The following is a 12,866-nucleotide window of genomic DNA, read 5'->3' as shown; positions in this document are numbered from 1 at the left end:
GAACGATCCTCCCTGCGGCTGCGACTGCGGATCGCGCGCGCAAGCGCCGTACGCGACACCCGGGCACCGGGGTCGCAGACGGGGCAGGGCGCCCGGCGACACGGACATGGCTCGCTGCCTCCGTCTCTCCACCGCTTCGGCGTCGCCACCACCGTACGGTGCGACCGCCGACTCCGCCTCCGCGTCACGCTCCGCACATGGCCGCGCAGCCCACCCATGGCGTGACTGCACGTTCACCACAACACCCTCCCTTCACTCTCCGAACCGACACCATCACGTTAGGCCACAGGACTGACATTCGGCCCGCCGACACGGTCCTGGCGGAGTCCTACCCGGCGTCGCCGGGGGCCCCGCTGCCGCGCGACTGGATGCGCTCGATCAGCTGCCCGCTCCAGGCCCGCAAGGCCTCGGCCTGCTGAGGTGTGAGCGTGTCGAGGAAGTAGTGGCGGATGTTTCCGGCATGCACGAGGACGGCGCTCTGCACGGCGCCGCGCCCCTTATCGGTCAGCCTGATCCCGGTACGGCGGCCACCGGCGCCGCGCTCGGTCCGCTCCACGAAGCCGCGGTTCTCCATGCGTGTCAGCTGGTGCGAGACGCGGCTCTTCTCCCAGTCGAGCGTTTCGGAGAGCTCGCCGACGCGCATCTCGCGGCCGGGGGCCTGCCACAGCGTCACCAGCACGCTGAACTCGGCCTTCGAGATGCCGCAGTCACGCTGCAGACCGCGGTCGAGCTCCTGGGTGAGCAGGCGTTGCGCGCGCATCCAGGTGTCCCAGAACTCCCACTCCTCGGGTTCCAGCGTGCGCATCTGAGCCATGGCGGGCAGCATACCGAGCCAGGGTGTTGACGCGTCAACTCTCCTTTTCCTAGAGTTGACGCGTCAACTCCTTGGGAAGGAACGCCCATGGCACTACGCATCGGCATCATCCTCGGCAGCACCCGCCCCGGACGCCGGGGCGAGCCGATCGCCTCCTGGGTGCTCGACACGGCACGCGCCCACGGCGGCGCCGACTACGAACTCATCGACCTCGCCCACCACCGCCTCGGCAACCTCGACGAGGGCGGAAAACCGACCCACGAGCGGTACGAGCACCCGCACACCCGCGCCTGGTCCGCGCTGATCGACGACTTCGACGGCTTCGTGTTCCTCGTCCCGGAGTACAACCACTCCTTCCCCGGCGCGCTCAAGAACGCACTGGACTACGTCTACCGGGAGTGGAACGACAAGGCCGCCGGCATCATCAGCTACGGCGGCTGGGCCGCGGGCGTTCGAGCCGCCGAGGCGCTGCGGCTCGTGCTCGCCGAGCTCCAGGTGGCCACGGTCCGCGCTCAACCCGCCATTGCCCTGATACCTGCGTTCGCGACCGGCGCCTTCGTCCCGGCGGAGGGCCTCGCCGCCGCGGTCCGCGGCATGCTCGACCAGGTCATCGCCTGGTCCGGCGCGCTGCGCGGCGTACGCGAGGCCAAGGCGGAGGCGCACACAGGCGTCCTGCCCGCCGCAGCGCCATGATGCTCAGCCGGTCACATCGGCCCTGCCCCCGGCCGGAGTGACCGCATACCACTGCCCGCCCTTCCCCTGACCGTTCAGCTGCCCGGCACCCGTATCGCCCACATACCGGTACAACGGCCAGCCGCCCAGGGTGAGTTGCTTCCTGCCGTGGCGGTGGACGGTGCCGAGAAGGCTCTTCTCGACGCCCACCGTCTGCACGGGGTCCGACACGATGACCGGAATCCACGTCTTCACGCACGCACCGGCACACGTCCACCGGGACGGATTCGGCCGGTCCTTGTCGTACCGGTAGAGGGTCGCCCCCTTCCCGTCGGTGACCACTGTGCCCCCGCCCTTCACGGCCTCGGTCCTCACCGTGACGGCCGAGGCCGTCTGCCCGCTCCCGGACGCCTCACCGCCGACCGGTGCCGAGGCCGCCGGAGCCGACGTGACCGGCCCGACGCCGGCAGCACTCGTACCGGCGGCGCCGCTGTTCATGGAGTCGCACGCCGCCAGCAGGAAGGCGCAGACGAGGCCCGCGGCCGAAGCGAGGACGATGCGGTGCTGGATCACAGGGTTGCCCCTCTTCGGGGTCGCCATCCACATGTCCACTACATACGTCGGCCAACTCCCGCCCTCTCAGCCGCCGATGCCACATGACGCAGTCTTGACCCCCACCCCGCCCGGACAGGGACGGCCACGGGCCCGCGGTGACGCGCGTAAACCTGTCCCCCACCTGTCCGAATGCTGTGCACGAAGTCAAGCCACCCCCAACCCCCCTTCATCGCCCCGCCATTGAGCAGCAATCCGCCAACCCCCTTCAGTAATGCGGAAGTCAGAATTCCGAAACTGCCTTGTTTGTCGCGTACTCAACAAGCGATGGTCTACGCGGGTCGCCGCCCCTGCCGAGAACACCCGGCAGTCCCCCCACCGCAGGCCTCTGCCCACCACTTCCAGGAGGCTGTACGTTGCGTACGACCACCCCCAACTCCCCCCAGATATCCGGCAGATGGCGCCGGGTCGGCTCGGCCGCCGCGGCCACCACGGCGCTGCTCCTCGCCGGATTCGGCACCGCCGTCCAGGCGAGCGCCGCCACCACGGCCACGACGGCCGCCCACAAGGTGAGCACCAAGGCGATCGCCGCGCAGGTCGCCAAGGCGCACGTGCAGTACACGAAGGCCTGTGGCGCCACCCCGAAGAAGGGCTACGCCGCCTGCAACGCCCTGCGCGTCACCAGCGGCACCACCGCCTTCATGGAGAAGCAGGCCGCCCTCAAGGGCGTCGCCCCCAAGACCATCAAGCCGAACGCCGCCACCGACACCCCGACCGGTTACGGCCCGTCGGACATCCAGACGGCCTACGGCCTGACGGACGCGGCCTCCTCCAACGGCTCCGGCGAGACCGTCGCCATCGTCGACGCCTACGACGACCCGAACGCCGAGGCAGACCTGGCCACGTACCGCGACTACTACGGCCTCCCGTCCTGCACCACGGACAACGGCTGCTTCTCCAAGGTCAGCCAGACCGGCTCCACGACCTCCCTCCCCTCCGCCGACAGCGGATGGGCCGGTGAGATCTCCCTCGACCTCGACATGGTCAGCGCGACCTGCCCGAACTGCAACATCCTCCTCGTCGAGGCCAAGTCGGCGTCCGACGCCAACCTGGGCACCGCGGTGAACGAGGCCGTCAAGCTCGGCGCCAAGTTCGTCTCCAACAGCTACGGCGGCTCCGAGTCCTCCTCGGACACGACGTACGACTCCAGGTACTACAACCACCCGGGCGTCGCCATCACCGCGAGCGCCGGCGACAGCGGCTACGGTGCCGAATACCCGGCCGCCTCCAAGTACGTCACGGCAGTCGGCGGCACCAAGCTCTCGACGTCCTCCAACAGCCGCGGCTGGACCGAGAGCGTCTGGAACACCAGCAGCACGGAGGGCACCGGCTCCGGCTGCTCCGCGTACGACGCGAAGCCCTCCTGGCAGACCGACACCGGCTGCAGCAAGCGCATGATCGGTGACGTCTCCGCGGTCGCCGACCCCGCCACCGGCGTCTCCGTCTACGACACCTACGGCTCCGACGGCACCGGCTGGAACACCTACGGCGGGACCAGCGCGTCCTCCCCGCTCATCGCCTCGGTCTACGCCCTCGCCGGCACCCCGGGCGCCGGCGACTACCCGGCGCAGTACCCCTACAACGCGGCCGGCACCTCGGCGCTGAACGACGTCACCAGCGGCAGCAACGGCACCTGCTCCACCAGCTACTTCTGCACCGCCAAGTCGGGCTACGACGGCCCGACCGGCTGGGGCACCCCCGAGGGCCTCGCCGCCTTCACGGCGAGCTGACAGCAGTACGGGGCAAAACCACCCCGTCGGGTCACGGGGCGCCGCCCGCACGAGGGAGTACGTGGGGCCTCCCGGGGCGGCACGGAAAGGGAAACGGGTCACGGCAGCCGGCCGCGGCCCGTTTTCCCGTACGCCCCGACGTCCGGGCGTGACAGCCCGTCGGGCACCATCTCCGGAGAACGTCGACGTCCGATCCACGACGCCCCGGGGGAAACACGCATGAAGCGCACACTCGCAGTCCTGCTCACCGTCGCCGCACTGACCGCCCCACTGGCCGGCTGCAGCAGCAGCAAGTCGAAGAACATCACCGGCACCGTCGTCAGCAAGAACACCGACCACGAGTGCAAGACGAAGAAGAGGGGCACGAAGAGGACCCGCAGCTGCCACACCGAGTACGAGCTCATGGTCCGCCCCAAGGGCGGCGACGAGCAGGAGGTCGACGTCAGCTACAGCGCCTACAACAACTGCACCGAGGGTTCGAGCTACCCCAAGTGCACCACGCGCTAGCGGAGCTGACCCGGCCTGGGGCTCCGGAGGGAGTCTCCGCCTCCACCGGCTGACGCCTGACCCTCCGTCAACCAGCGGGCCACGGTCGCCAGCCGCGGCCCGTTCGCCGTACCGGATACGCTTCATCCGTTCGCCCGTCACCCGGAGAACATCGGCTCGACCCCTCACCCGATCCACCGTCAGGAACGATTCAGGTCGTAAGAGGGGTCAACGACGGAACCCCACCACAGGTTCCGCTCAGGCCTCATTGCCCGGCGTGACCTGCCGTGATACACAGAGTGACATAACAGCTATTCGTACGAAACCCGCCATGCAATGACGCCAAGTCGACATACGAAGGCAGCATTGTCGGCGAGAATGAGCCTGACCTCTGCACCCCCGCAGGGGACTGCGGAACTACCCACCAGGGGCGGTGACTTACATGCTCTTTGCGGCCGACAAGGGAGACATCAACACCATCATCGGCGGGATCGCTCCGGACTGGGGCCCCTTCGGCAGCCTGGGCAACGAGGCGAAGGTCATGATCGAGGTGGTGATGGCCGTCGCCATTCTCCTCTGCCTCGGCATCGCCGTCTGGGGCGCCGCGAAGCAGCGCATCGGCGCGACCGCGCTCCGCGACACCTTCAGCGCGGAACAAGGCAAGGGCCTCATCATCGCCGGTCTCACCGGGGTATTCATCATCGGTTCGCTGGGCACGCTCTTCACCATCGTGTACGGCATGGCTGTCTAGATGGCCGTCTAGCAGGCCGTTTGCGGCAGGCGTCCGCCAGTCCCTCCGGGCACGCCCGGTCCCCTCTACCCCCACCCGCCCGTCGTGCCCACCGGCTGAGGTTGCGTTTCCCTGATGTCGAGTCACCACACCGCGCCCGCGCGGGAACCAGCACGGCTACCGTCGTATGTCTACGAGCTGGAGAGGGCGTACACGGCATGAGTCTCGGAGACGAGCACGAGGCCTCCGGCGGTTACGGCGGCACGGGCCAGACCCGGACCCGGCTGCCCGACGGCGGCGGCGATGTGTACGGCGGCGCACGCCGCGGCGGCCGCTCGTCGTCCCGAAGCCTGATCACGGTGGTGGGCGTGGTGGTACTGCTGATCGCAGCGATCGCCTTCGCGAACCGTGGAGGGGGCGATTCCTCTTCGGGCAACGGAAGCGGGGCCAAGCCTGAGGCTGGGTCTACGGCTGCGAGCGGGACCAAGCCGGTGCAGGCGAAGGCGGCCGGGATTCCGGCAGGGTTCGCACATGACCAGCAGGGGGCACAGAGCGCTGCGGCGAACTACGCGGTGGCGCTGGGCTCGGCCGACATGTTCAACAAGACCAGGCGTGACGCCATCCTGCAGACCATCATCACGCCTTCCCGGCTCGCTGACTTCGAGTCGAATCTGGACAAGGCCTACACCCCGCAACTCAACAAGTCCGTCGGCCTGAACGAGGACGGCTCAGCCCCGTCGGGCTCCACGTTCGTATCGCGTACGAGCCCGATCGGCACCACCGTCACCGAAGCCACTGACAGCCACGCGACCGTGGAGGTCTGGTGCAGCGGCCTCCTGGGACTTGCCGGGGAGAGCTCGACGAACCCCGTGACGAACAGCTGGTTCACCACCACGATGCGCCTCGAGTGGACGAACGGTGACTGGAAGATCGTGAACCAGTCCCAGAAGGACGGCCCTGCGCCCGTCCCCGGCGACGCCAAGGCCTCCAGCGCTGACGCAATGGCAAAGGCCGTCGAGGAGTTCGGAGGCTTCACCTATGCCCGGTAGCCAGCGCTTCGCGCCCAAGGTCATCGCCGCAGTCGCCACCGTTCAGACCGCCGCCGTTCTGCTGGCCACACGCGCCTCGGCGGCACCCACGCCCACGCCCACCCCCACCAAGTCCGCCGGCAACTGCGGCCTCCTGACAGGCCAGGCCAGGCAGATCTGCGAAGGTGACTCCGGAGGGGGATCCTCCGGAGTCACCTCCCTGGACCCCACCTCCACCCTCGACCCCCTCTCCTCCCTCGCCAAGGGCTGCGCAAACGCCGCCTCCTGGACCATCAACAAGCTCAGCGGGGCCGTAACAGAGACCGCGAACGTCGACTTCACCAACCAGAAGTTCCTGCAGCAGTACGCGGTCGTCTTCGCGGCCTCCACCATCCTCACCCTCCTGCTCTGGCTGCTGGCCGTGGCCAAGCGCGCCGTCCGAGGTGTCCCCCTCACGACGGCGATCTCGGAGGCGATCGGTTTCCTCTGGCTGACGGTGCTCGCCTCGGCCTTCACGCCCCTGATCCTCTACACCGTCGTATCGGCGACCGACGGCATCACAGACGTCCTCGCCAAGACCACCGGCGACCAGACGGACACCTTCTTCGGCACGTTCTCCGGCGCCCTCGACAAGGGCGAGCACATCGGCGGCGGCCCCATCATGCTGATCGTGGTGTCCCTGGTCAGCATCCTCGCCGCCGGCGTGCTCTGGCTGGAATTGGTCATCCGCGCCGCGCTCCTCTATGTCGGCGCCCTCCTCGGCACCGTCGTCTACGCGGGCCTCGTCGACAAGAACCTGTGGGGCCACGTCCGCCGCTGGGCGGGCATCATGATCGCGGTGATCCTCGTCAAGCCGATCATCGTGATCGTGCTGGGCCTCGCCGGCGCGCTGTCCTCCGCGAACGGCCCGGACTCGTTCTCCGCCGTCGTCTCCGGCCTCGCGATCATCCTGCTCGCCATCTTCGCCAGCGCGATGATCTACAGATTCGTCCCCGGCTTCGGCGACGAGATCGCCAGCGGCCGCAACAACCGCATCATGGCCGGCGCCGAGGGCAAGGCAGCCGCGGTCATCAGCTCCCCGGCGACCATGGTCGCGCAGGGCATCAAGACGCACAGCGCCCGCGCCAACGACAACGGGGGCGGCGGCCAGTCGTCCTCGAACGGCGGCCCCCGCCCGGCCAACCCGGCCACCGGCGGAGTCGCCGCCCACAGCACCCGGCCCTCGAACGGAGGCGGCGGCTCCGTCCCCACCGCCGCACCCGCACCCCGTTCGTCGAGCCCGGTGAACACCCCGCACGCCAGCAACACCCGCAACAGCAGTACCAACCGCACGGGAGGTGAAGGGCGTTGACGACCGAGTCCCACCTGTCCCATCCGGTCACGCCCCGCCGTACATATCTCATCGGCCGCGCCCGGCCGAACGCGATCGTCGGCCGGAATCGTGAATCCGGCGAGATCGCGCTCATCATCGCGGGCGCTTTCCTCGGCATGATGTGCGGGCTCCTCGTCCCCGTCCTCTCCCTGCGCATCGTGCTGCTGATGGGCTTCCCCCTGATCGCCCTCGCGGCGGTCTACGTGCCGTACAAGCACCGCACGTTCTACAAGTGGTTCGAGATCAACCGCAGCTACAAGCGCACCCTGAAGCAGGGCACCCTCTACCGCAGCGGCGTCATCGAGGCCGGCACTCGGCTCGACGGACGCGAGGTCGAGATCGGCCCGCCCCCCGGGATCGGCCGCATCACCTGGCTGGCCGCCCCCTTCGGCCCCGACGAGATCGCCGTACTGCTCCACGCGGACCGCCGCACGGTGACCGCGGCCATCGAGATCGAGGGCCCCGGCGTCGGCCTGCGCGACTCCGAGGACCAGGAAGCCCTCGTCGACCGCTTCGGCACGCTCCTCAAGCACGTCGCCAACGGCGACGGCTTCGTCACCCGCCTGCAGATGCTCGCCCGCACCCTCCCCGCCGACCCCGACGCCCACGCCAAGGACGTCGCCATCCGCGGGGACGAGAAGTCGCTGGGCTGGCTGCAGCAGTCGTACGACCAACTGCAGTCGATGGTCTCCACGAGCAGCGAGCAGCACCGCGCCTACCTCGTCGCCTGCATGCACTTCACCCGCGAGCTCGCGGCCGAGGCACAGGCCATGGCACGCGCGGCCCGCCCCCAGAACGGCCGCAAGGTGGACCGGGACGCCGGTCTCGCGGTCGTCATGGCCCGCGAGCTCACGGACATCTGCTCGCGCCTCCAGGAGGCCGACATCCGCGTCCGCCAGCCCCTCGGGCAGGGCCGGCTCGCCTCCCTCATCCACTCCATGTACGACCCGGACCACCCGATCGACCACATCCAGGCGATGACCAAGCGCAACGCCTGGCCGGCCGAACTGGACGCCATGGAGCCGACGTACCTCCAGGCCAAGACCCGGGAGTCCTCCACCCGCGCGCCCTGGTGCCACGCAACTGCCTGGGTGAAGGAGTGGCCGATGACACCCGTCGGCGTCAACTTCCTGGCCCCGCTGCTCGTCCACACGCCGGACGTCATCCGAACGGTCGCCGTCACGATGGATCTCGAACCCACCGAGGTGGCCATCGAACGCATGCTGACCGAGAAGACCAACGACGTGGCCGAGGCCTCCCGCGCCGCCAAGATGAACCGCACGGTCGACCCCCGTGACGTCGCCGCCCACAACCGCCTGGACCAGCGCGGCGAGGACCTGGCGAGCGGCGCGGCGGGCGTCAACCTGGTGGGCTACATCACCGTCTCCTCCCGCTCCCCCGAGGCCCTCGCCCGCGACAAGCGGACCATCCGCGCCTCGGCCGGAAAGTCGTACCTGAAGCTGGAGTGGTGCGACCGGGAGCACCATCGCGCCTTCGTGAACACGCTCCCGTTCGCCACCGGCATCCGAAGGTAGGGGCTGAGTTCTGATGCGGGATCCGCTGTCCGTCCTGACCGACGCCTTCACGTCCTTCCTCTTCGGGAAGGTCGAGACGACCCGCCTGCCCGTACGCACCTCCACGGGCCAGGCCCAGGCGGTCTACCTGCCGACCGCCGCCCCGGGCCTCGGCGACTCGGGCGTGATCATCGGCCGCGAGGTCTACTCCGGCAAGGGCTACATCTACGACCCCTTCCAGCTGTACGGCCAGCAGCTCCCGGCCCCGCACTGGCTGGTCCTCGGCGAGTCCGGCAACGGCAAGTCGGCCCTGGAGAAGACCTACGTCCTACGACAGCTGCGCTTCCGCGACCGCCAGGTCGTCGTCCTGGACGCCCAGGGCGAGGACGGCGTCGGAGAATGGAACCTGATCGCGGAGCAGCTGGGGATAACTCCCATCCGGCTCGACCCGACGGCCGCCCTGGACATGGGCATCCGCCTCAATCCCCTGGACCCGGCGATCACGACCACCGGTCAGCTGGCCCTGCTCCGGACCATCATCGAGGTCGCGATGGGCCACGGCCTGGACGAACGCTCCGGCTTCGCCCTCAAGGTCGCGCACGCCTACGTCAACGAGACGATCGTCGAACGCCAGCCTGTCCTCACCGACATCGTCGAGCAGCTACGGCACCCGGAACCCGAGTCGGCCGAGGCGATGAACGTCGCCATAGAGGACGTACGGGCCTGGGGCCTGGACGTGGCGCTGGTCCTGGACCGCCTGGTCGACGGTGACCTCCGCGGCATGTTCGACGGGCCGACCACGGTCGGCATCGACCTCGACGCCCCCCTCATCGTGTTCGATTTGTCCCACATCGACCGCAACTCCATCGCCATGCCGATCCTGATGGCGATCGTCGGCGTATGGCTGGAACACACCTGGATCCGCCCCGACCGGAAGAAGCGCATCTTCCTGGTCGAGGAGGCCTGGCACATCATCAACAGCCCCTTCGTCGCCCAGCTGTTCCAGCGACTGCTGAAGTTCGGCCGCCGGCTCGGTCTGTCCTTCGTGGCGGTGGTCCACCACCTGTCGGACGTCGTCGACGGCGCGGCGGCCAAGGAAGCCGCGGCCATCCTGAAGATGGCGTCCACGAGGACGATCTACGCCCAGAAAGCCGACGAGGCCCGGGCGACGGGCCGCGTCCTGGGCCTCCCCCGCTGGGCGGTGGAGATCATCCCCACCCTCACCCCCGGCATCGCCGTCTGGGACGTCAACGGCAATGTCCAGGTCGTCAAACACCTGATCACCGAGACGGAACGCCCGCTGGTCTTCACCGACCGCGCCATGACGGAGTCGTCCGCCGAACGCGACCTGAGAGACGACGCCCTGCGCGCCGCCGAGCTGGAGGCGGAGGAACGCGCGGCCGCCTTCGTGGAACAGCACCTGAGCGACTTCGAGGGGCCGTCCGAGTCGACGGTGGCATAGCAAGGGGAGGCGGGACGTGGTGAGACCGGACGACCGGCGAAGAGACCCCCGGGACGGGCAGGGCGGCATCCCGGACGGGCTCCTTCTCGGCATACTCGCCTTCCTCCTCGGCATGACCCTGCTGGTGTGGACGGCGACGGGCCTCGCCGGCCTGTTCACCAAGGGCAGCTGGCCGGCCGGCGTCACCTTCACGCGCACCCCCACGGCCATGCGCCACCTCATCGGCCAACCGCACGACATCCCGGGCGCCTGGCCCGAGACCCCCGACACCCAGCTCTCGGGCTACGGCCTGTTCTGGGGCCTGTTCATCGGGCAGTTGATGGTGTTGTTCGTACTGACGGTGTTCGCGATGGGCACGTTCGCGCGCTGGCGCGCAGGCCGCCTGAAGCGCCGCACGCAACCACTCGGCCGCCCCACACCCGAGCCGTCACCGACGCACTACGAGGTCCCGACGCCACGCACGGCACCGCCCGAACCGCAGCCGACGGAACTCCTCCAGGAACCGGCACCCATGCCCGACCCCGCCCCCTCCCCGTTCACCGATGACCCGGCGACGGTGGGCGTGATGACCGGAGTGGGCGGAGTGACCGGCAGCCGGGAAAAACTCGTCGTAGCCCCCAGAGAAAGCCGCCAGGCGACCGCGACCCAGGCCGTACGTGACGCGGAAGGCCCGGCCCTCGTCATCACCTCGAACCCGGCGATCTGGTCGGACACCAAGGACGCCAGGGCAAAACTGGGCCCCGTCCTCCTCTACGACCCCGCCCACCTCTGCGACACCCCGGCCCGCCTCCACTGGTCCCCCACCACGGGCTGCGAGGACAAGGAGACGGCCACGGCGAGAGCCGCCGCCCTCCTCGCCCCGATCCGCCCCACGGCCAAACTCGACCAGGCCCTGTCGGCCACAGCCGAAACGCTCCTGCGCAGCTATGTGCACGCCGCCGCCGTCGACGGCCGCACCATCCGCCACGTCCACCGCTGGTCCCAGGGCACCCAGATCCAGGACGCGGTCCGCATCCTCCGTACGAATCCCAAGGCGGCCCCCGGCTCCGCGGGCGAACTCGAAGCCGCGCTCACCGCACACCCAGAACGCCGGGACATGGCCCAGGAGTTGACCAGCCGAGCGCTCTCCGCGCTCTTCACGGTCAACATCCGCGAGGCCTGCACTCCAAACCGAACAGATGCCCTCACCTTGGATTCCTTCGTCCATGAAGGGGGCACGCTTTATGTGGTGGGGGAATCCATCGAGGACCCCAGAAGCAACCCTGGCGCGATGCCCCTTCTGACGGCCCTCGTCTCAAGCGTGGTCGAGCGTGGCCGGCGCATGGCCGAACGGTCATCCTCCGGTCGCCTCGACCCACCACTAACCCTCGTCCTCGACGACGTCGCAGCGGTGGCTCCGCTTCCCCAGCTCCCGGAGCTACTGGCCACAGGAGCGGACCGGGGCCTGCCGACCCTGGCCCTGCTCCGCTCCCGCGAACAGGGCCGAGCCCGCTGGCCGCACGACGAATTGCAGGTGTAGCCGTCAGCCGACCTCGTCCCGCACCAAGGCGAACTCCAACTCGGCCTCCCCCGGCCTCTCCTTCAACGGCACGGTCACCCCGGTCGACGCGAAGCCGATCTTCCGGTAAAACCGCTGAGCCCGCCCGTTCTCCTCGTGCACGATGAGCCGCACCCGCTCCACGCCCTGCGCCCAGGCCCACTCCAGGCCGGCATCGAAGAGCACCTCGGTGAGCCCGATCCCCCGACACTCCGGCCGCACGAACACGCCTACGACATGCCCCTGCTTCCGCTCCACCGGAAACCCGGCCCAGTCGGTCGACCCGGCCTCCTCGACCAGCACGACCAACGTCCCCACCCACTCTCCGTCGGGCCCCTCGGCAATGATCTGCTGCGCCCCGGAAGCGCCCTCGGCGGCCCCGGCCGCCCGCTCCTGCCAGAAGGAATCCGGCCGGGCGATCGCTTGCTCGTAGGTTTCCAGAAAGGCGAGAGGCGCTGCGGGATCTTGGAGCGAGGCGAGCCGCAAAGCCTTCGCCTGGGCCCACTCGTCTGCGCGTATGGAACGGACCTTGTAGTTCATGCAGGCCACGGTAGCCTAAACGCAGAAAACCCCCGCACCGAATGGTGCGGGGGTTTTCTCAACAATTGTTCGGCGGCGTCCTACTCTCCCACAGGGTCCCCCCTGCAGTACCATCGGCGCTGTAAGGCTTAGCTTCCGGGTTCGGAATGTAACCGGGCGTTTCCCTCACGCTATAACCACCGAAACACTATGAAACTGTCGAACTTCTGCCGCACCACGCCGTGACCGGACGTGGGGCTGTTCGTGGTTTCAGAACCAACACAGTGGACGCGAGCAACTGAGGACAAGCCCTCGGCCTATTAGTACCGGTCACCTCCACACCTTGCGGTGCTTCCAGATCCGGCCTATCAACCCAGTCGTCTACTGGGA

General features: G+C 68.9%; 12 protein-coding genes and 2 rRNA genes. 9 read left to right on the top strand and 5 right to left on the bottom strand.

What is annotated here, in order from left to right; genetic code table 11:
- Positions 1-328 precede the first annotated feature (328 nt).
- Positions 329-814 (bottom strand): MarR family winged helix-turn-helix transcriptional regulator, encoded by a 486-nt coding sequence (locus ACWCRD_RS07370; RefSeq protein WP_450964971.1) that lies wholly within the window; start codon positions 812-814, stop codon positions 329-331.
- A gap of 87 nt (positions 815-901) precedes the next feature.
- Between ACWCRD_RS07370 and ACWCRD_RS07365 the strand changes: the two genes are divergently transcribed.
- The gene (locus tag ACWCRD_RS07365; RefSeq protein ID WP_450964970.1) at positions 902-1,507 is read left to right on the top strand and encodes an NADPH-dependent FMN reductase; all 606 of its coding nucleotides are present in this window, start codon (positions 902-904) and stop codon (positions 1,505-1,507) included.
- Between the two features lie 3 nt (positions 1,508-1,510).
- On the opposite strand, the gene ACWCRD_RS07360 is transcribed toward ACWCRD_RS07365, so the two are convergent.
- A complete protein-coding gene (locus ACWCRD_RS07360) occupies positions 1,511-2,086 on the bottom strand; it encodes a hypothetical protein (protein WP_450964969.1) in 576 nt (191 codons plus the stop codon).
- A 368-nt stretch (positions 2,087-2,454) separates the two neighbouring features.
- Here ACWCRD_RS07360 and ACWCRD_RS07355 point away from each other — a divergent pair, with 368 nt between their 5' ends.
- From ACWCRD_RS07355 to ACWCRD_RS07320, 8 genes are all read left to right on the top strand, one after another.
- On the top strand, positions 2,455-3,828 hold the full coding sequence (locus ACWCRD_RS07355) for a S53 family peptidase (RefSeq protein ID WP_450964968.1): 1,374 nt from the start codon (positions 2,455-2,457) through the stop codon (positions 3,826-3,828).
- Positions 3,829-4,047: 219 nt separating this feature from the next.
- Entirely contained in the window at positions 4,048-4,335 is a 288-nt protein-coding gene (locus ACWCRD_RS07350; RefSeq protein ID WP_450964967.1) for a hypothetical protein, read from the top strand.
- Positions 4,336-4,756: 421 nt separating this feature from the next.
- Positions 4,757-5,065, top strand: coding sequence for a hypothetical protein (locus tag ACWCRD_RS07345; protein ID WP_014673544.1), 309 nt, complete (start codon positions 4,757-4,759; stop codon positions 5,063-5,065).
- 197 nt (positions 5,066-5,262) lie between these two features.
- Entirely contained in the window at positions 5,263-6,093 is an 831-nt protein-coding gene (locus ACWCRD_RS07340; RefSeq protein WP_450964966.1) for a hypothetical protein, read from the top strand.
- Entirely contained in the window at positions 6,083-7,423 is a 1,341-nt protein-coding gene (locus ACWCRD_RS07335) for a hypothetical protein (RefSeq protein ID WP_450964965.1), read from the top strand. Before ACWCRD_RS07340 ends, ACWCRD_RS07335 begins: the two co-directional genes overlap by 11 nt.
- Complete coding sequence (locus ACWCRD_RS07330; RefSeq protein WP_450964964.1) at positions 7,420-8,979, top strand: SCO6880 family protein; 1,560 nt, start codon at positions 7,420-7,422, stop codon at positions 8,977-8,979. The genes ACWCRD_RS07335 and ACWCRD_RS07330 overlap by 4 nt, the downstream gene beginning before the upstream one ends.
- Before the next feature lie 13 nt (positions 8,980-8,992).
- Positions 8,993-10,420, top strand: coding sequence for an ATP-binding protein (locus ACWCRD_RS07325; RefSeq protein WP_450964963.1), 1,428 nt, complete (start codon positions 8,993-8,995; stop codon positions 10,418-10,420).
- A 19-nt stretch (positions 10,421-10,439) separates the two neighbouring features.
- Positions 10,440-11,939: a TraM recognition domain-containing protein gene (locus ACWCRD_RS07320; protein ID WP_450965411.1), complete on the top strand. Its 1,500-nt coding sequence runs from the start codon at positions 10,440-10,442 to the stop codon at positions 11,937-11,939.
- 3 nt (positions 11,940-11,942) lie between these two features.
- Here ACWCRD_RS07320 and ACWCRD_RS07315 read toward each other — a convergent pair whose 3' ends face one another.
- From ACWCRD_RS07315 to ACWCRD_RS07305, 3 genes are all read right to left on the bottom strand, one after another.
- On the bottom strand, positions 11,943-12,497 hold the full coding sequence (locus ACWCRD_RS07315) for a GNAT family N-acetyltransferase (protein ID WP_450964962.1): 555 nt from the start codon (positions 12,495-12,497) through the stop codon (positions 11,943-11,945).
- A gap of 67 nt (positions 12,498-12,564) precedes the next feature.
- Positions 12,565-12,681: ribosomal RNA gene (gene rrf / locus ACWCRD_RS07310) — 5S ribosomal RNA — on the bottom strand.
- A gap of 95 nt (positions 12,682-12,776) precedes the next feature.
- Positions 12,777-12,866 (bottom strand): 23S ribosomal RNA (locus ACWCRD_RS07305); the annotation flags it as partial.

The organism is Streptomyces sp. NPDC002092 (genome assembly GCF_053593775.1).
The sequence above is the reverse complement of the archived record's forward strand: the minus strand, read 5'-3'. Positions and strand labels throughout refer to the sequence as shown.

Coding starts and splice junctions, on each gene's coding strand:
- ACWCRD_RS07360 (WP_450964969.1), bottom strand. CDS start 2,086: ATGGCGACCCCGAAGAGGGGCAACCCTGTGATCCAGCACCGCATCGTC.
- ACWCRD_RS07350 (WP_450964967.1), top strand. CDS start 4,048: ATGAAGCGCACACTCGCAGTCCTGCTCACCGTCGCCGCACTGACCGCC.
- ACWCRD_RS07345 (WP_014673544.1), top strand. CDS start 4,757: ATGCTCTTTGCGGCCGACAAGGGAGACATCAACACCATCATCGGCGGG.
- ACWCRD_RS07340 (WP_450964966.1), top strand. CDS start 5,263: ATGAGTCTCGGAGACGAGCACGAGGCCTCCGGCGGTTACGGCGGCACG.
- ACWCRD_RS07370 (WP_450964971.1), bottom strand. CDS start 814: ATGGCTCAGATGCGCACGCTGGAACCCGAGGAGTGGGAGTTCTGGGAC.
- ACWCRD_RS07365 (WP_450964970.1), top strand. CDS start 902: ATGGCACTACGCATCGGCATCATCCTCGGCAGCACCCGCCCCGGACGC.
- ACWCRD_RS07325 (WP_450964963.1), top strand. CDS start 8,993: ATGCGGGATCCGCTGTCCGTCCTGACCGACGCCTTCACGTCCTTCCTC.
- ACWCRD_RS07335 (WP_450964965.1), top strand. CDS start 6,083: ATGCCCGGTAGCCAGCGCTTCGCGCCCAAGGTCATCGCCGCAGTCGCC.
- ACWCRD_RS07315 (WP_450964962.1), bottom strand. CDS start 12,497: ATGAACTACAAGGTCCGTTCCATACGCGCAGACGAGTGGGCCCAGGCG.